The 23,758-nt window shown below is 34.8% G+C and carries 23 protein-coding genes; 14 read left to right on the top strand and 9 right to left on the bottom strand.

Annotation, left to right across the window (positions count from 1 at the left end):
- Window positions 1-35: 35 nt before the first annotated feature.
- Complete coding sequence (locus PGH12_RS04415; protein WP_267599289.1) at window positions 36-995, bottom strand: KpsF/GutQ family sugar-phosphate isomerase; 960 nt, start codon at window positions 993-995, stop codon at window positions 36-38.
- A gap of 159 nt (window positions 996-1,154) precedes the next feature.
- Here PGH12_RS04415 and recQ point away from each other — a divergent pair, with 159 nt between their 5' ends.
- The 9 genes from recQ (at window position 1,155) to PGH12_RS04370 (ending at window position 14,032) form a co-directional block, all read left to right on the top strand.
- Complete coding sequence (recQ, locus tag PGH12_RS04410) at window positions 1,155-3,359, top strand: DNA helicase RecQ (RefSeq protein WP_267599288.1); 2,205 nt, start codon at window positions 1,155-1,157, stop codon at window positions 3,357-3,359.
- A 166-nt stretch (window positions 3,360-3,525) separates the two neighbouring features.
- A complete protein-coding gene (locus PGH12_RS04405; protein WP_267599287.1) occupies window positions 3,526-4,608 on the top strand; it encodes a glycosyltransferase in 1,083 nt (360 codons plus the stop codon).
- Between the two features lie 70 nt (window positions 4,609-4,678).
- Entirely contained in the window at window positions 4,679-5,029 is a 351-nt protein-coding gene (locus tag PGH12_RS04400; RefSeq protein ID WP_267599286.1) for a hypothetical protein, read from the top strand.
- Between the two features lie 108 nt (window positions 5,030-5,137).
- A complete protein-coding gene (gene lpdA, locus PGH12_RS04395) occupies window positions 5,138-6,541 on the top strand; it encodes a dihydrolipoyl dehydrogenase (protein WP_267599285.1) in 1,404 nt (467 codons plus the stop codon).
- 146 nt (window positions 6,542-6,687) lie between these two features.
- The gene (locus PGH12_RS04390) at window positions 6,688-7,512 is read left to right on the top strand and encodes a CvfB family protein (protein WP_267599284.1); all 825 of its coding nucleotides are present in this window, start codon (window positions 6,688-6,690) and stop codon (window positions 7,510-7,512) included.
- Window positions 7,513-7,662: 150 nt separating this feature from the next.
- Complete coding sequence (locus PGH12_RS04385) at window positions 7,663-8,256, top strand: TetR/AcrR family transcriptional regulator (RefSeq protein ID WP_267599283.1); 594 nt, start codon at window positions 7,663-7,665, stop codon at window positions 8,254-8,256.
- Between the two features lie 95 nt (window positions 8,257-8,351).
- Complete coding sequence (locus PGH12_RS04380; RefSeq protein ID WP_267599282.1) at window positions 8,352-9,704, top strand: TolC family protein; 1,353 nt, start codon at window positions 8,352-8,354, stop codon at window positions 9,702-9,704.
- A 68-nt stretch (window positions 9,705-9,772) separates the two neighbouring features.
- Window positions 9,773-10,834, top strand: coding sequence for an efflux RND transporter periplasmic adaptor subunit (locus tag PGH12_RS04375; RefSeq protein WP_267599281.1), 1,062 nt, complete (start codon window positions 9,773-9,775; stop codon window positions 10,832-10,834).
- Window positions 10,835-10,840: 6 nt separating this feature from the next.
- A complete protein-coding gene (locus PGH12_RS04370) occupies window positions 10,841-14,032 on the top strand; it encodes an efflux RND transporter permease subunit (protein ID WP_267599280.1) in 3,192 nt (1,063 codons plus the stop codon).
- A gap of 674 nt (window positions 14,033-14,706) precedes the next feature.
- On the opposite strand, the gene PGH12_RS04365 is transcribed toward PGH12_RS04370, so the two are convergent.
- Window positions 14,707-15,303: a T9SS type A sorting domain-containing protein gene (locus PGH12_RS04365; protein WP_267599279.1), complete on the bottom strand. Its 597-nt coding sequence runs from the start codon at window positions 15,301-15,303 to the stop codon at window positions 14,707-14,709.
- A gap of 152 nt (window positions 15,304-15,455) precedes the next feature.
- Here PGH12_RS04365 and PGH12_RS04360 point away from each other — a divergent pair, with 152 nt between their 5' ends.
- Window positions 15,456-16,328, top strand: coding sequence for an AraC family transcriptional regulator (locus PGH12_RS04360; protein ID WP_267599278.1), 873 nt, complete (start codon window positions 15,456-15,458; stop codon window positions 16,326-16,328).
- A 164-nt stretch (window positions 16,329-16,492) separates the two neighbouring features.
- Here PGH12_RS04360 and PGH12_RS04355 read toward each other — a convergent pair whose 3' ends face one another.
- From PGH12_RS04355 to PGH12_RS04330, 6 genes are all read right to left on the bottom strand, one after another.
- The gene (locus PGH12_RS04355) at window positions 16,493-16,939 is read right to left on the bottom strand and encodes a KTSC domain-containing protein (RefSeq protein ID WP_267599277.1); all 447 of its coding nucleotides are present in this window, start codon (window positions 16,937-16,939) and stop codon (window positions 16,493-16,495) included.
- Between the two features lie 193 nt (window positions 16,940-17,132).
- The gene (locus tag PGH12_RS04350; RefSeq protein WP_267599276.1) at window positions 17,133-17,702 is read right to left on the bottom strand and encodes a hypothetical protein; all 570 of its coding nucleotides are present in this window, start codon (window positions 17,700-17,702) and stop codon (window positions 17,133-17,135) included.
- 24 nt (window positions 17,703-17,726) lie between these two features.
- Complete coding sequence (gene nudK, locus PGH12_RS04345) at window positions 17,727-18,308, bottom strand: GDP-mannose pyrophosphatase NudK (RefSeq protein ID WP_267599275.1); 582 nt, start codon at window positions 18,306-18,308, stop codon at window positions 17,727-17,729.
- Between the two features lie 33 nt (window positions 18,309-18,341).
- A complete protein-coding gene (locus PGH12_RS04340) occupies window positions 18,342-19,250 on the bottom strand; it encodes a TIGR01777 family oxidoreductase (protein ID WP_267599274.1) in 909 nt (302 codons plus the stop codon).
- Window positions 19,251-19,269: 19 nt separating this feature from the next.
- On the bottom strand, window positions 19,270-19,608 hold the full coding sequence (locus tag PGH12_RS04335) for a DUF2116 family Zn-ribbon domain-containing protein (protein WP_267599273.1): 339 nt from the start codon (window positions 19,606-19,608) through the stop codon (window positions 19,270-19,272).
- A gap of 4 nt (window positions 19,609-19,612) precedes the next feature.
- Entirely contained in the window at window positions 19,613-20,209 is a 597-nt protein-coding gene (locus PGH12_RS04330; protein ID WP_267599272.1) for an HPP family protein, read from the bottom strand.
- Between the two features lie 375 nt (window positions 20,210-20,584).
- On the opposite strand from PGH12_RS04330, the gene pnuC reads away from it, so the two are divergent.
- Both pnuC and PGH12_RS04320 read left to right on the top strand, forming a co-directional pair.
- Entirely contained in the window at window positions 20,585-21,181 is a 597-nt protein-coding gene (pnuC, locus tag PGH12_RS04325) for a nicotinamide riboside transporter PnuC (protein WP_267599271.1), read from the top strand.
- Window positions 21,168-22,205 carry an acyl-CoA dehydrogenase family protein gene (locus PGH12_RS04320; protein ID WP_267599270.1) on the top strand — a complete coding sequence of 346 codons (1,038 nt, stop codon included), beginning with the start codon at window positions 21,168-21,170 and terminating at the stop codon, window positions 22,203-22,205. Before pnuC ends, PGH12_RS04320 begins: the two co-directional genes overlap by 14 nt.
- On the opposite strand, the gene PGH12_RS04315 is transcribed toward PGH12_RS04320, so the two are convergent.
- Complete coding sequence (locus PGH12_RS04315; RefSeq protein ID WP_267599269.1) at window positions 22,186-22,617, bottom strand: hypothetical protein; 432 nt, start codon at window positions 22,615-22,617, stop codon at window positions 22,186-22,188. The two genes, PGH12_RS04320 and PGH12_RS04315, sit on opposite strands and share 20 nt — an antisense overlap.
- Window positions 22,618-22,892: 275 nt before the next feature.
- Here PGH12_RS04315 and PGH12_RS04310 point away from each other — a divergent pair, with 275 nt between their 5' ends.
- Window positions 22,893-23,225: a single-stranded DNA-binding protein gene (locus PGH12_RS04310; RefSeq protein ID WP_263002211.1), complete on the top strand. Its 333-nt coding sequence runs from the start codon at window positions 22,893-22,895 to the stop codon at window positions 23,223-23,225.
- Window positions 23,226-23,250: 25 nt separating this feature from the next.
- A complete protein-coding gene (locus tag PGH12_RS04305) occupies window positions 23,251-23,709 on the top strand; it encodes an HRDC domain-containing protein (RefSeq protein WP_267599268.1) in 459 nt (152 codons plus the stop codon).
- Window positions 23,710-23,758: the final 49 nt, after the last annotated feature.

Below are 23,758 nucleotides of genomic sequence, written 5' to 3'. Positions count from 1 at the left end.
CCTAATTTTTAATGTAACCTAAATTTCAACCCCAATTAATTAATGCCTTCGTCCAAAAGCTTATGAATATCAATTATTCCAAAATAATTACCATTGTCAACAACAATAAGCTGCCCGATATTATTATCTTTAATAATTTTCATCGCTTCTTTTGCCAGAGCATTTTTCTCGATGGTTTTAGGATTTTCGGACATAATATCTTTTGCCAAAACTTTAGAAATATCGTCGCCATTCATGAGCATTCTACGCAAATCTCCGTCGGTAATAACTCCGGTAATTTTTTCTCCGCTGGTAACAACGGTAATTCCGTGACTTGATGAGCTGATTGAGATAATGACATCTCTAATCGAAGATTCTTCTGAAACCATAGGCTTTTTAGAGGAAACAAACTGTTCAACTCTTGCCGTAAGATTTTTACCCAAACTTCCGCCAGGATGAAATTTCGCGAAATCATGCTCTTTAAAATCATTCAGTTCCATTAAACATATTGCCAAAGCATCTCCCAACGCCATTTGTAACGTTGTAGAACTTGTAGGCGCAAGTTTATTCGGACAAGCTTCCAGATCGACTCGGGTATCAAGAATGACATCAGAATATTCTGCTAGTTTGCTTTTTCGGTTTCCGGTCATTCCTATTAATGCAGAAGAGTAATCTTTTAAATAAGTGACCAGATTGATAATTTCAGGAGAATTTCCGGAATTGGATATGCATAACACTACATCTTGTTTTTGAATTACGCCCAAATCACCATGAATAGCTTCTGAAGCATGCAGAAACTGCGACGGAGTTCCGGTAGAATTTAAAGTAGCAACGATTTTATTTCCGACATGAGCAGATTTTCCTATGCCTACAACAATTAATTTTCCCTGTGCTGAATTGATGATTTCTACTGCCTTCACAAAATCATGATCTATTCTGTTTTTCAACTTTTCTAATTCTGCAATTTCTATAGCTAAAGTGCTCTTGGCGATTGAAATAATGTTTGATGTGTCCATTTTTTGGATATGATTTCTGTCTAAAAATATTCCCAAGAGAAACTGCATAATTTAAGAGTGAATGATGCATGTCTTATTTTTATAAATCGGTTTTACTTTTATTTTCAGTAAAAAAGTTATAACTTTGGGTTAGATGCAAATTTAGCAATACAAATTTAGATGAGCGCAAAAAAAGCCAATTTATCAGGCGAGTTAAAGAAATACTTCGGTTTTTCTACTTTCAAAGGTCAGCAGGAACTTATTATTGAAGAATTGCTGCAAGGAAAAGACATTTTTGTCTTAATGCCTACAGGAGGTGGTAAATCTTTGTGTTACCAGCTTCCTGCACTAATTTCTGAAGGAACTGCAATTGTAGTTTCTCCATTGATCGCTTTAATGAAAAATCAGGTAGACGCCGTCAACGGATTGTCGTCTGAAAATGGAGTAGCCCACGTTCTCAATTCTTCTCTCAACAAAACCCAGACCAAACAGGTTTTTGACGATATAAAAAGCGGAAAAACAAAACTTTTATACGTTGCCCCAGAGTCTCTGATTAAAGAAGATTACCTTGAATTTTTTAGGGATGTAAAGATATCATTTGTTGCGATTGATGAAGCGCACTGTATTTCAGAATGGGGACACGATTTCAGACCGGAATACAGAAATTTAAAATCAATCATAGATAAAATTGCCGATGTTCCGGTGATTGCACTTACAGCTACAGCAACGCCAAAGGTTCAGGACGATATTCAGAAAACGTTGGGAATGACGGATGCTTTGGTATTTAAAGAAAGTTTTAACAGAGCTAATTTATTTTATGAAGTTCGCCCGAAAGTGAATGTCGATAAAGAGATTGTAAAATTTATTAATAAACATAAAGGTAAATCTGGAATTGTTTACTGTTTAAGCCGAAGAAAAGTAGAGGAATTTGCTCAGCTTTTGCAAGTTAATGGTGTAAACGCACTTCCATATCATGCAGGTCTTGATCAAAAAGTTAGAGTGACCAATCAGGATAAGTTTCTGATGGAAGAAGCTGATGTCATAGTAGCAACGATTGCATTTGGGATGGGAATCGATAAGCCTGATGTGCGTTTCGTGATTCATTATGATTTCCCAAAATCTCTGGAAAGCTATTATCAGGAAACAGGTCGTGCAGGAAGAGATGGCGGAGAAGGTCATTGTCTTGCGTTCTACGATCCGAAAGATATTGAAAAATTAGAAAAATTCTTAGCTCAAAAGCCTGTTTCCGAAAGAGAAATCGGGTTACAGCTTTTAAATGAGGTCGTAGGATATGCCGAAACTTCAATGAGTAGAAGGCAATATATTTTGTATTATTTCGGTGAAACTTTCGATCCGGTTACTGGTGAAGGCGCGAATATGTGCGATAATGCCTCGAATCCTCCAAAATTAAAAGATGCGACTAAAGATTTAGAAAAAGTTTTGGAACTAATTAATGTAACCAGCGAAAAGTTTAAATCTAAAGATCTTATCTCGGTAATCGTTGGAAAAGAAAATGCGGTTACGAAATCTTACAAATTAGAGCAAACCTCATTTTTTGGTTTCGGAAAAGATGAAAAAGATAATTACTGGAAAACAATTTTAAGACAGGCAACTGTTCAGAATTTTCTGCAGAAAGATATTGAAACCTATGGTGTACTGAAGATTTCACCAAAAGGCCATCAGGTAATTGATGGGAAGCATAAAGAATCTTTTCTGATAGCTGAAGACCGCGAATTTGATCTCTCTCAGACAAAAGCAGACAGTGATCAGGTACAGATGCAGGCAGCAGGAGGTCTAGACCAGAATTTATTTGGACTATTAAAAGAATTAAGAAAAAAAGTTGCCAAAAAACATGGCATTCCGCCTTATACGGTTTTCATGGATCCAAGTTTGGAAGACATGACTGTTCAATATCCGATTACTCTTGAAGAAATTGCAAAGATCTACGGTGTCGGTGAAGGAAAAGCTAAAAAATACGGTAAGGAATTTGCTGATTTTATTTCTCAATATGTCGAAGACAACAATATCGAGCGTACTCAGGACATGGTTCTGAAAAACGTTGCGAATAAATCAAGCCATAAAGTTTTTATTATTCAAAGTACAGATAAAAAGATTGATCTTGAAGATATAGCAAGAGCAAAAAACCTGTCAATGAACGATTTGTTGAAGGAAATGGAACGAATTGTTTATCAGGGAACAAAACTTAATATCGATTATTACATTGAAGAAAATTTTGATGAAGATATCGTAGATGATTTCATGGAATTTATGACGGAATCTGAAAGCGACAGCATGAAAGTTCTGCTGGATGAGTTTGGTGATGAACTCTCTGATGATGAAGTGCGAATGCTGAGAATTAAATTCATCAGTGATGTCGCGAATTAAAGTATGAAGAAATATATAAAATATGCACTGTATTTCGCTCTATTTTTATTGGGTTGTTATATTATGATATTTTATGTCTTTAATTTTTTAATTGAATGGTTTTTACAAGGAAATAAATAAAAATATTTACTATTGCTAAAGGAAAACTTTAGCATTTTTTATACTCATGAAAAAAATTTCTGTCATATTTATTCTGCCGGATCTCGAAACCGGAGGTGCAGAAAGAATCGTCACCACCATTGCAAATCATCTTTCCAGAGATCGTTTTGAGCCTAAGATTTTGCTTTTGCGAAAACAGGGAGGTTATCTGGATTTTCTTAAAAGTGATGTCGAAATTATCGATATTGGTACAGAAAGAATCAGACATTCTTTAAAACCCATTTTAAAAGAGATTTACCGTAGAAAACCGGATATCGTTTTCTCGGGATTTGGTGAAGTAAATGCATATTTATCTTTATTTATCAAGCTTTTTCCCAAGGTTAAGTTTATTGCTAGAGAAACCAATGTAGTTTCAGAACATGTGACTAAAAAGGAGATTAAGTTTTTCTATAATTTCTACAATAATTATCAGCAGATCATTGCTCAAAGTGATGATATGATGAATGATCTCGTAAATAATTTTAAAATAAACCGTTCAAAAATCATTAAAATAAATAATCCTGTTGACTTTGATTTTATTAATGAAAAACTTTCGTTTTCTCAAAAACCAGACAGTTTCAAATACAATTATAAAAACGTAGTGGCGATTGGGAATCTGTCTGCCAGAAAAGGTTTTGACAATCTGCTGAAAGTTTTTGCAAGGCTTAAAAATGAAAAAATAATTCTGCATATTTTGGGTGACGGTAAAGACCGTGAAATTCTTCATCAGATGAAAGATTTTCTAGGTTTAAAAAATGTAGTCTTCCACGGAAGACAGGAAAATCCTTATCAGTTTTTAAAATTTGCCGATTTATTTATTCTTTCGTCGAGATATGAAGGTTTTCCCAATGTTTTATTGGAAGCTGGAGCTTGTGGTACGTACTCTTTGGCCAACAACTGTCCGGGTGGAATTAACGAAATCATTCAGAATGACATCAACGGAGAAATCGGAAATATTGATAATCATGAAGGTTTTGCACAAAAAATAAGATCTATTTTGCAGCAGAATTACGATAAAGAGTGGATTATTAATTCCATAAAATCTAGATTTTCAAAAGATATAATTTTGGATAATTATGAGAAGGTTTTGCTTGATTTGATGAAAAAATAAAACATATGAAGTATTTAAATTTTGATATTTTATTACATTTGACCAGCAATAATTTTAAAACAAAATTTTCATGAATAAAATCCAAAAGTTGGGATGTATCTGCGAAAAACCGGAACTGCACCATACGGATTATAGAACGTCAGAGGTTGGGATCGATGAAACCAACGGAAGATATGCTGATGTAAGTATTTTGCAATGCAAACTTTGTCAGAGAATCTGGCTAAAATATCTTGTGGAATTTGAAAGTTTTACAAAATCCGGAAGGTGGTACAAAGGGATTATCGCAAAAAAAGAAGTCGCAGGAATGAAACCTGAAAATGCAGTCGAATACTTGGAAAATCTTGACTGGTATATTTTCGGAGGTTCTTATTTTGAAAGTGCCGGATCTTTTGGACAAGGAAAACTGAATGTAGATCTGTAATTACTTATTTTTCTTCATTAAACTTGACAAATCTCACTTTGCAGCGTGGCAATAAATCAGTAAATTTGTAATACTTTATACTAGATAATAATAAATCATAATAATACAATGAGTCAATTCGATGTTACCGTAATAGGTTCTGGTCCTGGAGGTTATGTAGCTGCAATTCGCGCTGCGCAATTAGGTTTCAAAACAGCAATTATTGAAAAATATTCAACTTTAGGCGGAACTTGTCTTAACGTTGGATGTATTCCCTCAAAAGCACTTCTAGACAGTTCTGAACATTTCGAAAACGCAAAACATAATTTTGAAAACCACGGAATTATCATTAATGAGCCACAGGCTGATATCGCAAGAATGATTGCGAGAAAAAATGAAGTGGTAGATCAGACTACAAAAGGAATCAACTTTTTGATGGACAAAAACAAAATTACCGTTTTTGAAGGCCTTGGAAGTTTTGAATCTGCAACTCAGATTAAAGTGACAAAAAACGACGGTTCTGTTGAAACAATCGATTCTAAATATACAATTATCGCTACAGGTTCTAAACCTTCCTCTTTGCCGTTTATCACTTTAGATAAAGAAAGAGTAATTACTTCTACTGAAGCTTTGAATTTAAAAGAAATTCCTAAGCACATGGTAGTGATTGGCGGTGGAGTAATCGGTCTTGAATTAGGCTCGGTTTACCTAAGATTAGGCGCTCAGGTAACTGTAGTTGAATTTATGGATAAAATAATTCCTACAATGGATGGAGCTTTAAGCAAGGAATTGACTAAAGTTCTTAAAAAACAAGGAATGAAATTTATGCTTTCTACAGCTGTTTCTGCAGTCGAAAGAAATGGAGATTCTGTAAAAGTGACTGCAAAAGATAAAAAAGGAGAAGAAGTAACCATAGAAGGAGATTACTGTTTGGTTTCTGTAGGTAGAAGACCTTTCACTGACGGACTTGGTTTGGAAAAAGCTGGTGTTGAATTAGATGAAAGAGGAAGAGTAAAAACCAACGACCATTTGCAGACCAATGTTGCAAACATTTATGCAATTGGTGATGTGATCAAAGGAGCAATGTTGGCTCACAAGGCTGAAGAAGAGGGAGTTTTTGTTGCTGAAACTTTGGCCGGACAAAAGCCTCACATCAATTATAACTTAATTCCCGGCGTTGTTTACACTTGGCCGGAAGTTGCCGGAGTTGGTAAAACTGAAGAGCAACTGAAAGAAGAAGGTGTTGCTTACAAAATCGGAACTTTCCCAATGAGAGCTTTAGGTAGAAGCCGTGCAAGTGGTGATGTTGATGGTTTGGTGAAAATCATTGCAGACGAAAAAACTGATGAGGTTCTTGGTTTCCATATGATCGGAGCAAGAGCTGCCGATTTGATCGCAGAAGGCGTAATCGCAATGGAATTCCGTGCAAGTGCAGAAGATATTGCAAGAAGTTCTCACGCACACCCAACTTATGCAGAAGCTATTAAAGAAGCAGCTTTGGATGCTACAGGAAAAAGAGCATTGCATATGTAATATCTACTTTAAAGATTAAAATTTAAATATTTATAAAAGACTGTCAGGATTGGCAGTCTTTTTTTTGTTTTAACTAAAACTACAACACTGCATTTTTATAACTCTCAAACTAATTTCCGTACCTTTGCAAACTAAATTTATCATCAATGCAAATCGGAAAAACTCAGACGTTAAAAATTTCAGAAAAAAATAATTCTGGCTGGATGCTCGAATCCGAAACTGGTGAAACTGCTTTTTTATCTAAAGTCTTTATTCGCGAAGAAAAAGAGATTGGTGACGAGATTGAAGTTTTCGTGTATCAGGATGATCACAAATTAAAAGCAACAACAGAGATTCCGGTAGCTGAAGTGGGCGAGTTTGGTGTGATGAGTTGTGTGCAAAGTCTTCCGAGCGGTGCATTTATGGATTGGGGAATCATTAAAGACCTTTTTGTTCCTTATAAACAACAGAAAACGAAGATCGTTGAAGGGAAAAGATACCTTGTCAATTTATACGTTGACGAAGAATTGGGTTTAATTACCGGGACTACAAAATTTAAGAGAAATCCACAATACGAAGATGTTCCTTTTCGAAAAGGTGATAAGGTAGAGCTTATTATGATGAATGAGAGCGAACTCGGATGGAACGTTGTCGTCAATAAAAAATACATTGGATTGATTTATACATCAGATGTTTATAAAAAACTATATCCGCTATCTGAAGAGGAAGGATACATCAAAGCGGTACGTGAAGATGGTAAAATTGATGTTTCACTTCAGCCTGAAGGTTTTGAAAACGTAGATGAATTTAAACAGAAAATAATCAACAAACTCGAAGAAAATTTTGGACTTCTATATTTATCTGATAAATCTTCTCCCGAAGAAATCAAAGAAGAGTTACAGATGAGTAAAAAGAACTTCAAAAAAGCTCTTGGTGGTTTGTATAAAGACAAAATAGTAGATCTTTTGGATGATAAAATAAAGCTCGTCTAAAATTTACTTTCGAAATAAAAACTGAGTCTGAACATTTTTGTTCAGACTTTTTTTATGATAATTATCAGACAATTTCTGTTAATTATTTTGTTTAACAATTTTGTCAAAACAAATGTTTGATATATATTTGCACAAAATTGTTTAACAAAAATGTCAAAACAAGAAAAGAAAGATCAAACACAGGAATTAATCAAGGAGACTGCGAAGAATTTATTCTTTGTTCAGGGGAAATTTAATGCAACTACACAGGAGATTGCAGACGAAGCAGGCGTTAACCGAACGTTGATCAATTATTATTTTCGGTCACGAGACAATTTGATTCAGATAATTTTTGATGAAGCTCATCGCGTTGAGAAAAAGAAATCTGAGATCATTATGAATTCTGATCTTCCTTTTAAAGAAAAGATCGCAGAATTTATTGATGGAAGTTTGTCTACCAGTCTTCAGTATCCTTATTTAGAAACATACATCGTTTCACAAATCAATAAAGGGAGCTGCCATAAAAAAGACGTTGAAGAAGCTGAACTGAAAAAATTGTACCGAGACATTGAGAAAGAAATGCAGTTGGGAAATATTGTGAAAATGGCTCCCGTACAGTTTCTGCTGAATATGGTTTCGCTGCTGGTTTTTCCGAGTGCTGTACGTCCTTTATTCTTAGAAAATCTTATGATTAGTGATAAAGAATTTGATCAGATCATTACGGAGCGGAAAGAAATCATTCTAAACATGCTTTTTACGAAATAATAAAAAAATGTTAAAGTATTTATAAAACTGATTCGTCATTTAGGAATAAAGCAAAGAAAGAAATCAACTACAAAAAATAAACGAAGTATAAAATTATGAATAGAAAACGTATAACTGCAAGAAAGCTAAAAATAGGTATAGCTGCAGCATTTATGATTTTCGGCTCTACATCTGCATTTGCCCAGCAACAGGTGTCTTTGCAAGAGGCCATAAAACAGGCGTTGCAAAATAAAGCAGAAGCCAAAAAAGCAGCTTTGCAGATCAAAAAGGCTGATTATAAAATCGCCGAGGCGAGAGCCGGAGCCTTACCACAGATCAGTATAACTTCCGGTCTTACCTACAATCCGGTGATTCAGGAGTCTTTACTGGAGTTTGGCGGACAAAGCATTCGTGCAAAATTGGGACAGCCATGGCAAACCACATCAACTGCACAGGTACAGCAGGCAATTTTTGATCAGAGAGTTTTCACGGGATTGAAAGCTGCAAAATCTACAAGAGAATTTTACATACTCAATGCTCAGTTAACGAATGAGCAATTGATTGAAAATGTTGCTACAGCATATTATCAGGTATTTGTACAGGAAGAAAATTTGAAAACTGTAAACGAAAGTTATGCAAATACTGAAAAAGTAAGAAGCGTTATTAAAAGTCTTGTAGATAATGGTTTAGCAAAAAAAATAGATTTAGACAGAACAAATGTTCAGCTTACTAACATCGGATCAAATAAGCAAACTTTAATTAACAGTGTGGAGCTATCTAAAAATTCTTTGAAATTTTATATGGGAATTCCTATCGATACAGAAATTGTTCTTGAACAAAAATCTATTGAGCCAAAACCAGAACTATTGGCATCAAATGTTGATCTGAATAGCCGCTCTGAGGTAAAGGTTTTACAGAAAAACAGAGAACTTCTCATTTACAATAAAAAAGCAACGGAAGCATATCTTTATCCTACTGTTAATTTGGTTGCCAACTACGGTTGGGGAGCAACAGGTGGGAAGTTTCCTTTAACAAACGGACTTAGTAAAGGTGTACTTTGGAGTGATTTTTCTGCAATTGGTTTAAATATCAATATTCCGATTTTTACGGGTGGAGCCACAAAATCTAAAATTGCGCAGGCACAGATTGATATCGATGATCTGGATTTGGATATCGAAAATACACAGCTTTCATTAAGCCTTGATTATAAAAACGCCATTACCAATATGGAAAATTCATTAATCAATATCGAAAGTATGCAAAACAATGTGGAGCTGGCTGAGAAAGTACAGAAAGATACACAAGCCAATTATCAGTACGGTCTGGCAACTCTTACAGAAGTTCTGGATACTGAAAATGCGCTAACACAGGCAAAACAAAACTATGCCAATGCATTATTAGATTACAAACAGGCCGAGATTAAATTGATCAAGGCTAAAGGCGAACTTAATACTTTACAAAACCCTTAATTTAATAAACTATAGTGAAATCTTCTTTAAAGAGATTCCATTTACATTAAAAATAATCATTACTGAAAATGAAAAAAACTTTAATATATATCATCGTCGCTGCAGTGCTTATTGGTTTGGCAGCTTGGAAAATTACTGATAACAAAAAGAAACAGGAAACCGAAGTAAAAGAAGTAGCAAAACAGGTTGATAAAATCAATGTGAATGTAGTGACTGTTTCCAGAGAAAATATCAACACAGATTATACTGCAAACGGAACTTTTATCCCAAAACAGGAATCAAATCAGTCTTCTGAAATTTCAGGACGTATTGTGAGCGTTTTGGTGAAAGAAGGTTCTAGAGTAGGAGCCGGTCAGGTTTTAGCAACCATTAAAAGAGATGCGATTGAAGTAGACGTTACTCAGGCTCAGAATAATTTGCAGAACGCAATTGCAGATAACCAGCGTTACGAGAATGCTTTCAAAACAGGAGGTGTTACAAAACAACAGTTAGACAATTCAAGATTACAGTTGAAAAATATGCAGGCTGCAGTAAGAGCTCAAGGTGTAAAAGTAAATGATACAAGCATCAGAGCAGGAATCAGCGGTATTATCAACAAAAAAATGGTAGAGCCGGGAATGGTGGTTGCTCCGGGAACCGCTTTATTCGAAATCGTAAATATCAACAGCTTAAAACTTTCAGTTTTGGTTGACGAAAGCCAAATCGGAAGAATTCAATTGGGTCAGGAAGTAGCAATTAATGTCAATGTTTTACCTGAAGAATCTTTCAGCGGAAGAATTACATTTATCGCTCCAAAAAGTGATGCTTCTTTAAATTTCCCAGTAGAAATTGAAGTTCAGAACAGAGGAAACCTGAAAGCGGGTATGTATGCAACGGCATTATTCAAAACAAATAACGGTGCTGAAACTCAGAATATGCTGACGGTTCCTGCAGAAGCTTTTGCAAACGGAGTAAGTTCAGGGCAAATCTTTATCGTTCAGAATGGTACTGCTAAAATGATTACCGTGAAAACAGGAAAAGTATATGGCGACAAAGTACAGATCATCAGCGGATTGAATGGCGGCGAGCAAGTGATTACCAGCGGACAGATCAACCTTGATAACGGTTCAAAAATCAATATCGTAAAGTAACAGAAGATGAAGTTAGCAGAAATATCCATTAAAAGACCGTCCCTGGTTATCGTACTATTTACGATCCTGACGCTGGGAGGTTTATTAAGTTACTCCATGATGGGGTACGAATTGATTCCGAAGTTTGAAACCAATATGGTTACGATTTCTACGGTGTATCCGGGAGCTTCACCTTCTGAGGTGGAAACGTCGGTGACCCGAAAGATTGAAGACGCCGTTGGTTCTTTGGAAAACGTAAAAAAAGTTGAATCTTCTTCTTACGAAAGTTTATCGGTAATTATGGTTCAGCTGAACACAGGAGCTGATGTAAATTATGCTTTGAATGATGCGCAGAGAAAGGTAAATGCTATTTTGGCAGACCTTCCTGAAGATGCAGATCCGCCATCATTACAGAAATTCTCACTGGATGATTTACCAATCATGACATTGAGTATTGCAAGTGATAAACTAAATAACAAAGAGCTTTATGATCTTTTAGATAAAAAAGTAGAACCGGTTTTCTCCCGTGTAAACGGTGTTGCTCAGGTTGATCTTGTTGGTGGACAGGAGAGAGAAATTCAGGTGAATTTAGATGAAAAGAAAATGCAGGGTTATGGCGTTGCAATCGCAGACGTACAGCAGGCTATTCTTTCTTCAAACTTAGATTTCCCGACGGGAGCTTTGAAAACAAGAACTTCGAGATCTACCATCAGACTTTCAGGGAAATATAGAGATATTGCCGAAATGAACAGTCTTGTGGTTTCCAATAAAAACGGAGCTCAGGTTCGTTTATCTGATATTGCAACCGTTTTCGATACTCAGAAAGATATTGAAAAAGTAGCGAGATTTAATCAAAATCCCACCATTTTACTTCAGGTAAAAAAACAGTCTGATGCCAATGCAGTATCAGTTTCTGAAGCAGTAAAGAAGACAATTGAGCAGGTTCAGACCAATTATGCAGTTCAGGGATTAAAAGTTGCGATCGTAGATGATAACACAGACTTTACACTTGAGGCTGCAGATCATGTAATTTTCGATTTATTCTTAGCGATTATCTTGGTGGCAGTTGTAATGCTATTGTTCCTTCACAACATCAGAAACGCATTCATTGTAATGGTTTCAATTCCGGTATCGTTGATTGCAACAGTTATTGGAATGTATCTGATGGGATATACTTTAAACTTAATGAGTCTACTTGGACTTTCACTAGTTGTAGGTATTCTTGTGGATGACGCGATTGTAGTACTGGAAAACGTTTACCGTCACATGGAAATGGGTAAAAGCAGAATCCGTGCTGCCTACGATGGAGCTTCAGAAATTGGCTTCACCGTAACAGCAATTACGATGGTAATCGTGGTGGTATTCTTACCGATTGCGATGAGTTCTGGTTTGGTATCCGACATCTTAGCGCAGTTCTGCGTCACAGTAGTTATTGCAACACTGTTCTCATTACTGGCATCATTTACCATTATTCCTTGGCTATCTTCAAGATTTGGAAAGTTGGTTCATTTGACGGGGAAAAATCCTTTCGAGAAATTTATTCTTTGGTTTGAAAAGCAGTTAGATAAATTTACGCACTGGATTACAGGAATTCTGGAATGGGTTTTAAAAACCGGTTTAAGAAGGGTAATGACGGTTGTTCTTACGTTTGTACTTCTGATTGTAGTGACAGTGGGATTAATGGGTGGAGGATTTATCGGTGGAGAATTTTTCCCGAAAATGGACAGAGGTCAGTTCCTTGTTCAAATGGAATTACCTAAAGATGCTTCCGTTGAAAAAACAAACCAATTGACTTTACAGGTTGAGAAATACCTGAGAAATGATAAAGACGTAGTCGATATGATTACTACAGTTGGTCAGCAATCATCAGGTTTTGGTGGAGCGCAGGCAACTTTATACCAATCAGAAATTCAGGTAATTTTAGTTGATAAATCTGAACGTAACGAAAGTACAGATATTAAATCTGCTAAAATTAAAAGAGCTTTAGAAGAAAAATTCACCGGAGTTGAGTTTAAAACAGCACCAATCGGATTGATGGGAGCAGACGCTGCACCAATCGAAATGGTAGTTACCGCTCCTGATAACGCAACGGCAAACAAAGAAGCCAACAGAATTCTTGCTTTGCTTAAAAAAGTTCCGGGATCTGTAGATGCAGAATTATCTTCCGACTCAGGAAACCCTGAAGTGCAGGTGAATATCGACAGAGATAAAATGTCTTCTTTAGGTTTAAATCTTTCAAGTGTTGGTCAAACAATGCAGACTGCATTCTCAGGAAATACAGACGGAAAATTCAGAGCCGGAGAATACGAATATGATATCAACATCCGTTTTGGCGATGCCAACAGACAGTCGATTGATGATGTAAGAAACTTAATGTTTACCAATCCGTCAGGCGAGCAAATCAGATTGAGTCAGTTTGCAGATGTGAAAATGGGATCAGGACCAAGTTTGCTGGAGCGTAGAGATAAAACAGCTTCCGTAAAAGTGAAATCTAAAGTGGTAGGTCGTGCAATGGCGGATGTTGCCAACGAATGGGCAGACCAGTTTATGACCAATGAAAAAACAAAACCAGCCGGAGTAAATTACCTCTGGAGCGGAGATATGGAGAATCAGACAGAAGGTATGGGTACTTTAGGAATCGCTTTACTGGCGGCTATTGTACTGGTTTATCTGGTGATGGTTTCGCTCTATGATTCGTTTGTGTATCCGTTTGTGGTATTGTTCTCAATTCCTTTGGCATTGATCGGAGTAATGTTGATTCTTGCAATTACAGGAAATACGATTAATATCTTTACAATGTTGGGTATGATTATGTTGATTGGTCTAGTGGCGAAAAACGCGATTATGATTGTCGATTTTGCCAACATGAGAAAAGCAGCAGGAGCAAGTACACATGACGCTTTGATTCAGGCTAACCATGCACGTCTTCGTCCGATTTTGATGACAACGATTGCGATGATCTTCGGTATGATTCCGATTGCGATTGCAAAAGGGGCAGGAGCGGAAATGAACAACGGATTGGCTTGGGTAATCATCGGTGGTTTGACGTCGTCATTATTCCTTACCTTAATTATTGTTCCTACGGTTTATTCACTATTCGATTCAATGTTGAGAAGAATGGGTAAAAATGAAACAGTAGATTATGACGCTGAAATGAAAGCTGATTATGAAGAAAAAGAACTAAGTGAAGACGGTTACACGCCGAAACACATAGACTAATATAACAACCTAAATTAACCTAAAGCGCATCAATTTATTGATGCGCTTTTTTTGTTTGAATAATAAGTAAGACAATCCCCAAGCCTTAAAGATATTAATATTTAATAACTGAATTTTTAAAACTGCGCTCGAGAAGGATCCTGATACGTCCTGAAGTACTCAGGATACGTCTGCGACAAGTCCAATGGTGTCCTGAACCGTAAATTAATAGTTAAGTAACCCTCACGTCGGGCTTCCAAACCGTAAATTGCTCGTTGACGACCATATCCGATAGGTTCTTCTACCCCAACCGACAGGTCAGGAACCGTTTCGGATATATCTTTAACCTCGCCACATACGTAAAACACAGGAACAGATGGTTCCACAACCTCAAAAATCTCGTCAGTCAACCGCAAGCGACTGATCCGAAACCTCAACAGATATCTAAATAACCTTATCGGCTCAGTAAACAAACTGAAAAAATTGGTTTAATATTTAAAAATATCACAATTTAAAAAACTTAGTATTTCTTAGCTAAGTGAAACGCCTTTGCAAATCTAAAGTAAAACAGTTTTTAGTGAAAAAAACTTGCGAACCTTGCATTAAAAAAAGAAAAAGTTAGATTTTCCTGAAACTCAGCAAAACCTAACTTTATAAAAGAAAACTATATAATATTCTTAAACTGAAATAAATACTTATTTCAAACTGATGACTTTATTGAAAACTTTTCCGTCCTGTTCTACACTGATGATGTAGTTGTCGGCTGTGTTTGGATTTAAATCAAAAGTCAAATCTAGTTTGCCATCGGTTGCAGATCTGGTCGCATTATAATAAACAGTATTTGAAAGATCTGAAACTGTGATCTTCACTGAATTTTTCAAGTCTGAGAAATGCACTTTTGCTTTATTTCCGATTACAGAAAATTCTGGCTTTACAATTTCTGCAACAGGTTTCTCGTCAATGATAACTTTTTTGTTAGAGTCTACTTTTATTTTATATTTCTCAATTTTTAAATCAGATTCTACTATCAGAAAATAAATTCCTGAATCGAGATCTTTAAAACTGTAGGATTTAGAAATATTCTTTTCAGAATTTAAATCTTCAGAAAGCAACTCACCATCAACATCGCTGTAAATTGTTACCGAAATATTTTTTGCGTTTGCTATTTTAAAGGTTACAGATTCAGATTTGCTTTTTCCAAATGAAAGAGAAAAATCCTTTTCTTTGCTCATTGCACTCATTGAGATTGATAAGAACCCGATCACTAAAACTGATTTTAAATACTTTTTCATACTGTTAATTTTTCACTTGTTAATACTGCAAATTTAGAGCAAACCTTGATGCCATTCTACTACACTATTTTCTAATATATGTGCTATTTTAACCTTGATGTTAATTATTTAAATAATATTTGTTAATTTTGCATACAATTAATGGTTAAGATATGAAACATTCTCATCCCGCCTTTGAAGCTGTAAAACCCAATCTGGGAAGCAGTTTCACGAGTTTAAAGTTTTTAAAAAATGAAAACATCAAATCTCATGTTTGGCATTATCATCCGGAAATTGAGTTAATTTTCGTCTGTGGAGGTTCGGGAAAAAGACAAATTGGAAGTAATATTTCTTATTTTTCTGACGGTGATTTGGTTTTAATGGGCAGCAATCTACCACATTGCGGCATGACGAATGAAAATACCAACAATGATTACGAAATGGTTATCCAGTTTAAACCTGATTTTTTAGGCGTAGAAATGTGGTTTCTTCCTGAAATGCAGAAGATTGCCAATTTATTAGAAAAAGCAAAAGCAGGTATAGTATTTTCAGACAAAATCAAAAAAGAAATCGGTTTAAAAATTACAGAAATGCACAACTCTTCTTCTTTGGATAAACTCATCAAATTCATTAAAATTCTGGAAGATTTGGCCTCTACAAAGGATTATAGGATTTTAAATGCTGGAAAATATTACCTTCAGACGCAGGTGGAAGATAATGAGAGAATCAATCATATTTTTAATTATGTAAAAGATCATTTTAAAGATCAGATTACTTTGGAGCAGATTTCTGATTTGGCAAGCATGAAAGTGCCTTCGTTCTGTCGTTATTTCAAGAAAATCACCAATAAAACGTTCACCCAGTTTGTTAACGAATACAGAATTACGCATTCTCTAAAACTACTTGCCGAACAGCCATTAAGCATTACAGATGTTTGCTTCGAATCCGGTTTTAATAACTTCAGTTATTTCAACAAAACTTTTAAAGAATATACAGGAAAAAGTCCGTCCCAATATAGAAAAGAATTTAATTATCTGATTGATTAATCAGATTTTGACCTTCGAAATTTTATAATCAAAACCACGTCAATTCAAGTAGATTTTTAAAAATTCGTATCGAGAAGATGAGTAGTACTAAACAAAAAACCGCATTCAGAGAATACGGTTTTATATTTAAACTGTTGTTACAGCTACTTTTATTTTCAAAAGAATTAATCTGCCATCACTTCACCGGACTTTCTAAAGATAAAATTTCCATAGATGTGTCTTCTTGCAAAACGGCTAGGCGAATCAGCATTTACCATTTTGATATACGTATTTCTTGGAACACCGATGTATTCAAACATTTTTCCATTCAAGTGCTGAACTTTCAAAATCGATTTTTCAAGATAAAAATCCTGAATATTAGATTTTGTGATCGTTTCAGTATATTCTTCTTTATATTTTTCCTGAGTTTCAGGGTTGATGCTTACCAGAAAGTGATAGGCTTCAATGATTGATTTACTTTTTTCCTCTGCAGCCAGTTTGCCTTCTTCATCATTTACAAATTTATCAGGATGTGTATCCTTCATCGTATTTCTGTAAATTGTTTTTAAATCTTTTAAAGTAGCAGTTTTATCTACCCCAAGAAGTTTTCTGTGTTCGCCTATTCTTTTCATAACGGATGATCCTTTTTACGGAGTGCAAAATTAGGCTTTTTAATTGAGAAAATTGTAAGCTTTTGATTATTAATTTGTTTGAATTAAATTTAACAATCAGATACATATTAAGTTTTAATTAATTTTCACACTTTTGCCACTAATTCTCTGTAAAAATCTGTTTATTAAATCATAACGGAGTTAAAATCGAATCTTACTGCTGATCAAGATACGTCAGTTTTGCGCCTTTTACAAACTCTTCAGCACTTATGTTTTTCGCTGCTCTGTTATTGGTAATTTCTAAAAAGTAAACAATAGAATTGGGTAAATTTCTGCTTTTTGTTGTCAGTCTAAATCTCCTTGAACTGTCTTTTTCCTGCAAAAAAGGAAGTTCAGTGATCTCAACTGAGATATTATTTACATCGAAAGGCGCTCTTGGGTTTTTGTGCAGTTTCAGGAATCGTATCTGAGTTTTATCCTTAGTTTCATCAATAAATTTATTCATTTGATAATCGGTGAGAAGTTGAGGATAGATCAGCCCTTGCTGTAATATTGCGGCAGTCAGCCGATCAGATTTATCGAATAAAATTACTTTGTCATCAAAAATAATTTGATTGTCTCTTGTGGTAATTTTTCCTTCAAACTTTTTATAATTTTTCTTTTTGTATTCACTTTTAAAATGTTCAACAGCATGTTGATATTTAGTGTTTAGAGCCTGTTTTTTTTGACTAAAGACAGCAGTAGAAAACAATAAAAAAAGGATCACAGAAAATTGCAGTTTCATAATTTCTAATTTTTTACAAATATCTTATAATTTATTTTTAATACGCAGATGCTGTATCAGCATAATCGTTTTTGCATCTTTGATCTCACCGGAATCAATCATTTCAAGAGCTTTTTCAAAGTTAATCTCTAAAACTTCAATGTTTTCACCTTCATCTTCCAGACCTCCTCCGTTTGTAATTTTCATTTCACTTGAATATTCGGCTATAAAAAAGTGAAGAATTTCAGTTACAGAACCTGGCGACATATACGCTTCAAATATTTTTTCGACCTTCGAAATTTTATAACCGGTTTCTTCTTCGGTTTCCCTTAAAATACATTCCTCGGGATTATCATCATCTAAAAGTCCTGCACACGCTTCGATCATCATTCCATCAGGATTTCCGTTGATATACGTAGGCATTCTGAACTGTTTTGTAAGGATAATGTTTTTTGAAATCGTATTATACAGTAATATGACAGCACCATTTCCTCTGTCGTATGCTTCGCGACTTTGAGTTTCGGAGGTTCCGTCTTTTTTTAGAATATTGAAAGTTATTTTTCTTAAAGTGTACCAGTTATCCGATAGAATTTCAGTTTTTTCGATATGTACGTTTGTATTCTGCATAGATTTACAATCTTGAAAAGATAGTTTTTTTAATTAATTTTTGTTGAATAGATCTTTTAGAGCTGTTTTTAATTCAGGATATTTAAATTTAAATCCTGCTTTCTGAAGTTTTTCGGAAGAAGTCCGGGATCCTTCGAGTAATACGACAGACAGTTCCCCAAACATCATCTTCATAACAAATGAGGGAATATTGGGCATAAACATCGGCTTATCCAGAACTTCCGCAATTTCTTTTGTAAAGTTTTCATTATCGGTATGTTGCGATGCAGAAGCATTGTAGGCGCCATGTAAATTTTCATTTTTTAAAGCAAATTCAAAGGCTGAACAAATATCTTCAATGTGGATCCACGGAATATACTGTTTACCACTTCCAATAGGTGATCCGACACCGAATTTTACAGGAACCGACATCTTTTTCAAAGCTCCTTCTTTTTCAGAAAGTACGACTGCTATTCTCAGCTTTACAACTCTTTCGGCGATTTTTTTTACTGAAAATTCATCTGCTGCATTTTCCCAAAGACTCACTACCTCGCTCAAAAAATCATTTCCCTTATCATCTTCTTCCGTGAATATTTTTTGTGATGTAATGGCACCATAAATTCCGATTGCCGATGCTGAAATAAAAGATTTAAGCTGAATATTCTTTTTCTGAAGTGTTTCTAAAATCAACTTTGCAGAATCTACACGGCTCGAAATGATCTCTTTTTTTCTTTCGTTCGTCCATTTTTTTTCAGAAATATTGGCTCCCGCAAGATGAATGACATGACTTACATTGTCAAAAACTTTCTCATCAATCGTTTTATTGCTAATGTTCCACTCAAATTCATTATCATGATTTTTGGTACGTGTGAGAAACCGAACAGAATATTCGTTTTCAAGTTTTTTGGCTAAAACTTTTGCAACAGATCCGCTCGCTCCGGTAATTACTACAATTTCTTTCATGTAATGATTTGAGATTTTTTCAGTTTTTAACAATTAAAATATAATCTTCATCTAAAATTTTGTAACCCTGGTCATAAACAAATTTGTACTCTGAACCATTTTTGTAGACTTTGATTTGTGTAAAATAATTAAAATCAAAACCTAAGCCATCAAGTTTAGATTTGGCAATTTTGGTTTTACCATCAATGTTTATTTCGGCGAGAATGCGGTAGTTCCTCCGAAGTTTATTATTCACATTCCGCATCAGATTGCTAGAATCTTTATTCTGCTTATTATTGTAAGCATTTCGGCAAGCATCATTGCAGAATTTTTTGTCGGATCTTCCGGTGATTTTTTCGCCGCATTCGATACATTCCATCTTGTTAATTTTTCAAATTGTGTTTGTGTTTTTTATTTAAAATTCTTCTCCATTTTTTGCTGTTAGGATAGCTTCTGTTTTTTGTGATATTATTAAAAAACAAGGCGACAATCAATAGGATAATACATCCCGATAAAACTGGAGAAATCACATACCAATATCCCAATTCAGGAATTTTTCCTGTTGACGTTACCGCAATTAAAGCTGTTGCGCCTCCCGGTGGATGAAGTGTTTTGGTATATTGCATTAAAATTATTGAGAAAGAAACTGCTAACGGCGCCGAAAGCCACAAAATATCCGGAACAATCTGATAAATTGTCACTCCTACCAAGGCCGAAAGTACGTGTCCGCCGATAAGATTTCTTGGTTGTGCCAGCGGACTTTGAATAGCTCCGTAAATCAAAACACTTGAGGCACCAAAAGAACCGATCAAAAATACATTTTCCTCTTGCAGTAAATATTGTGACTGTAAAAAAGCGATAATTCCAATTCCGAAAAAAGCTCCCAGAAACGACCAAAAATGTTCTTTGTAATCGACAAGAGTTTCTTTATAAATTACATATTTCGATACACGGTAGGTTCTTCTCAGCGTCTTCTTCACAGTTTCTGATAATTAAAATTTAAAGATACAAAATATCCGTTTGAAAACGGTTTTTGTTTTATCGCAAAAGTTTCAAAAGATTACGTAGCGTTAGATATTTCAAAAATGATAAAACATTCATCGTAAAATTAACTTCACATTTTGATAGCTTTTGAAATACTTTTTTTGAAATCATTTCTTTTGTCTCTTTTACGGTTAAAAAACTTTATAATTTAATTTTTTATTTCAGAAAAAAACTTCAATTTTGCGCCATCAATGGGGTGCTGCGTGTTTGCGGCTGAGATGATACCCGGGAATCTTCCACACCTGATTCGGATAATGCCGACGTAGGGAATTTGATTTTATCATCTCATCATTTAATTTATATAAGTTAATTTGATGCAGGAAATTTTACAACAGACAACCTTGCCGGAATGGTTTGGGGTTTTCTTTTCAGTTTTTCAGGTGCTTTTGGCGCGAAAAAACAATTCAAACAATTATCTTTTCGGTATTGCCGGAGTTTCACTTACGTTGTATGTGATGATGACTTCTAAGCTATACGCCGAGTTTACGCTTAACCTTTATTATCTGATAATGAGCATTTACGGCTGGCTTTATTGGAAGTTTGGCAAGCGGAAATCTGAAACCGTGATCTCTGAAACGACAAAACAAGAAAAATTAATTACTGCAGGAATCGTCATTGGAACATTCGGTTTGTTCTGGGTTTTTCTGACGCATTTTACAGATTCTGATGTTCCCGTTTGGGATTCCTTGGTCAGCGCATTTGCATGGGCCGGAATGTGGCTCATGGCTCGCAGAAAAATTGAAAACTGGATTTTGCTGAATATTAGTAACATGATTGCAATTCCGTTATTGATTCACAAAGATCTTTATTTGTACGCTGTTTTGACGGCTTTCTTGTTCATTGTTGCCATTTCAGGATATTTGGAGTGGAGAAAAATAATTAATAAAAGAGAAAATGCTTACGTCTGAAGAAATCAGAAAAGAAATGTTGGGAGCTTCTGAAGTTTCTGAGTCGATCATAAATCAAATTCATCATGAAAGATTGCTTCAGATTTGGGTTCCGAAAATTTATGGTGGATTAGGATTTCACCTAAGAGAAGGTTTGTCTGTATTGTTCGATTGGTCGAAAATCGATGGAAGTTTGGGGTGGATGCTCACTTTATGTTCGGGAGCCAATTTTTTCTCAAGAAATTTAAAACCAAGCATTGCAAAAGAATTATTCTCTGATCCAAAAACCTGTTTCGGAGGTAGCGGAATGATTGGCGGTACTGCCGAGAAACAAAATGACGGAACTTTTCTGATCAACGGACTTTGGCATTTTGCAACCGGAGCACCACATTTAAGTCATTTCACTTTAAATGCTGCATTAACTGAAAACGGTAATCCTTTATTGGATGAATCGGGTTCTGAAATCATCCGTTCTTTTGTTATTTATAAAGATCAAGTAGAAATTATTCCCAACTGGAAATCAATGGGAATGAAAGCCACCGGAACGTATTCTTTTAGAGTGAACAATGCAAGAGTTTCAGAAGATTACAGTTTTGTTTACGATGAATTTTTTACGGATGATGTTTTAGATAAAATCCCGTTTCGGATTTTTGCAGATATGACATTGCTGGTCAATTACCTTGGGATGGCGGCGCATTTTTTGGAGGAAGCTATTAAAATTCGACCAAATCTTGGCTTGAAATTGATTAATAAAATAATAAATGATGAATTGGAAAAAGCATTTAAATTTGCTGATAAAATTGAAGAATTTTTGAAAGATTTGGAATTAATAAGTTCTGAGAAACAATCTGAAATTCACAGTTTCTCAATCGGTTTGGTAGAAAAACTATCGCATCAGATTTTGGAAATTTATTTTCAGTTGGGACTTCGGGCAACACATACAGATTCTGAAGTTTATCAGATTTTTTGTGATTATTTTACGGCGACGCAGCATGCGAATTTTAGGAGGGGATCTTTATTAATATCTAAATCCATAGATTTTTAATACGTGTAATTTCACTTTTGTTTTTTGTTCCAAATGAAAAAAGATCACCATTTAAAATAAATTTTTCTACATTTTCTTCTTCAATAGTCTTCCAAAAAAGTTTTGTAATATCTTTATTTGGTAAATCTTTAGCATTGGATTCATCAATGGTAAATCCTAGATAATTTACAAAAATATCTGATTTTTTTATTCTTGCCCCAGTTCGCAGAAAAAACCATTGGTCATAAATACTGAAAATGGGGCCATAAAGTTCATTTAGATTAAGAAATTCAAAATAGGCAACCTCATTTTCAAACTTCCATCCTCTACTAATTTCTTCGTCAGTCAAAATCATGGAACCGCTATCAAAGGAAATGACTGCAAGATTTTTATTGAGAATAAATTGTGGGAAATCTGAAATAAAATTTTTCATTAAATTATTATCTGAAATGAGTTCGATCCAATAAAAATCATTGTTATTGCCCTCTTTGAAAATCATTTTTTTTGCTTTTTATACTCAAATATACTTAAAAATTTGAGGGATTGTTTTTGTTATAACTCATTAGTTAATCATTTTCAAACGACTACAAACGTATTCAAATAATTTTCAACCGATTAAATTTTCAAACCATTCGAATCTTTGCAACAGGGATTTGAGAAAACAGTGAACGTCTCTTATCTGAATAATTAATCTAAAAAATAAAAGTTATGTCACTAAGAAACAAAGTCACCTTGATTGGTCACACAGGAAAAGAAGTAGAAATGATGTCATTCGACAACGGAACTCTGAGAGCTACCGTATCATTGGCAACAAACGATCATTATACCAATGCAAAAGGTGAAAAAGTAGAAGAAACACAATGGCACAGTCTCGTTGCCTTTGGGAAAACTGCCGAAATCTTTCAGAAATATGTTCCGAAAGGAAAAGAAATTGCCATCGAAGGAAAAATTACATACAGATCGTATGATGATAAAGACGGAGTGAAAAGATATATTACAGAAATTAGAGTAGACGAACTTTTACTTCTTAGCGGAAAATAATTGTTGAATTCTAAAATCGTACATGATGAATATCAAAGTTTTAAAAGTGAGAATTGCAGATGAATTTTTGCTTCAGGATCAAAAGATGATTGATGATTTTCTCAACGATCACGAGATCGTAAAGGTGGAGACCGCATTTGTGCATGACGAAAATTTCTGGTCGGTAGTTCTGTATTTTAATGAATATAAAATCGCAGTGGACAAAGATGTTGTTAAAGATTCAAAATCTGCAAAATATTCAGCTGAAGACGAAGCACTAAATTCCGATGAGATCGAAATTTTGGATGCTTTAAAAATTTGGCGTTCAGAAAAAGCTAAAGAACAAAATCTTCCGTCATATTTTATTGCGACCAATAAAGAATTGATTTCTGTAGCAAAATATAAACCTGCTAAAAAAGAAGAATTACTTGATATCAAAGGTTTTGGAAAACATAAAATCGAAAATTATGGTGAAGAGATTTTAGAAATTTTAGAAAGTGTGTAAGAGATTCAGAAAATTAAAAATAAATGATTGAGTGAAAGGTCGGCGAGCA

It is taken from the genome of Chryseobacterium sp. CY350 (genome assembly GCF_027945075.1).
Classification (GTDB): domain Bacteria; phylum Bacteroidota; class Bacteroidia; order Flavobacteriales; family Weeksellaceae; genus Chryseobacterium.
The sequence above is the reverse complement of the archived record's forward strand: the minus strand, read 5'-3'. Positions and strand labels throughout refer to the sequence as shown.

Excerpts from the sequence above, each read along its gene's own strand:
- PGH12_RS04335 (WP_267599273.1), bottom strand. The coding sequence starts at position 19,608 with ATGGAATGTATCGAATGCGGCGAAAAAATCACCGGAAGATCCGACAAA.
- recQ (WP_267599288.1), top strand. The coding sequence starts at position 1,155 with ATGAGCGCAAAAAAAGCCAATTTATCAGGCGAGTTAAAGAAATACTTC.
- PGH12_RS04370 (WP_267599280.1), top strand. The coding sequence starts at position 10,841 with ATGAAGTTAGCAGAAATATCCATTAAAAGACCGTCCCTGGTTATCGTA.
- PGH12_RS04390 (WP_267599284.1), top strand. The coding sequence starts at position 6,688 with ATGCAAATCGGAAAAACTCAGACGTTAAAAATTTCAGAAAAAAATAAT.
- PGH12_RS04310 (WP_263002211.1), top strand. The coding sequence starts at position 22,893 with ATGTCACTAAGAAACAAAGTCACCTTGATTGGTCACACAGGAAAAGAA.
- PGH12_RS04315 (WP_267599269.1), bottom strand. The coding sequence starts at position 22,617 with ATGAAAAATTTTATTTCAGATTTCCCACAATTTATTCTCAATAAAAAT.
- PGH12_RS04320 (WP_267599270.1), top strand. The coding sequence starts at position 21,168 with ATGCTTACGTCTGAAGAAATCAGAAAAGAAATGTTGGGAGCTTCTGAA.
- PGH12_RS04400 (WP_267599286.1), top strand. The coding sequence starts at position 4,679 with ATGAATAAAATCCAAAAGTTGGGATGTATCTGCGAAAAACCGGAACTG.
- PGH12_RS04360 (WP_267599278.1), top strand. The coding sequence starts at position 15,456 with ATGAAACATTCTCATCCCGCCTTTGAAGCTGTAAAACCCAATCTGGGA.
- PGH12_RS04305 (WP_267599268.1), top strand. The coding sequence starts at position 23,251 with ATGAATATCAAAGTTTTAAAAGTGAGAATTGCAGATGAATTTTTGCTT.
- PGH12_RS04355 (WP_267599277.1), bottom strand. The coding sequence starts at position 16,939 with ATGAAAAGAATAGGCGAACACAGAAAACTTCTTGGGGTAGATAAAACT.
- lpdA (WP_267599285.1), top strand. The coding sequence starts at position 5,138 with ATGAGTCAATTCGATGTTACCGTAATAGGTTCTGGTCCTGGAGGTTAT.
- PGH12_RS04375 (WP_267599281.1), top strand. The coding sequence starts at position 9,773 with ATGAAAAAAACTTTAATATATATCATCGTCGCTGCAGTGCTTATTGGT.
- PGH12_RS04380 (WP_267599282.1), top strand. The coding sequence starts at position 8,352 with ATGAATAGAAAACGTATAACTGCAAGAAAGCTAAAAATAGGTATAGCT.
- PGH12_RS04340 (WP_267599274.1), bottom strand. The coding sequence starts at position 19,250 with ATGAAAGAAATTGTAGTAATTACCGGAGCGAGCGGATCTGTTGCAAAA.
- PGH12_RS04365 (WP_267599279.1), bottom strand. The coding sequence starts at position 15,303 with ATGAAAAAGTATTTAAAATCAGTTTTAGTGATCGGGTTCTTATCAATC.
- PGH12_RS04350 (WP_267599276.1), bottom strand. The coding sequence starts at position 17,702 with ATGAAACTGCAATTTTCTGTGATCCTTTTTTTATTGTTTTCTACTGCT.
- PGH12_RS04405 (WP_267599287.1), top strand. The coding sequence starts at position 3,526 with ATGAAAAAAATTTCTGTCATATTTATTCTGCCGGATCTCGAAACCGGA.
- nudK (WP_267599275.1), bottom strand. The coding sequence starts at position 18,308 with ATGCAGAATACAAACGTACATATCGAAAAAACTGAAATTCTATCGGAT.
- PGH12_RS04385 (WP_267599283.1), top strand. The coding sequence starts at position 7,663 with ATGTCAAAACAAGAAAAGAAAGATCAAACACAGGAATTAATCAAGGAG.
- PGH12_RS04415 (WP_267599289.1), bottom strand. The coding sequence starts at position 995 with ATGGACACATCAAACATTATTTCAATCGCCAAGAGCACTTTAGCTATA.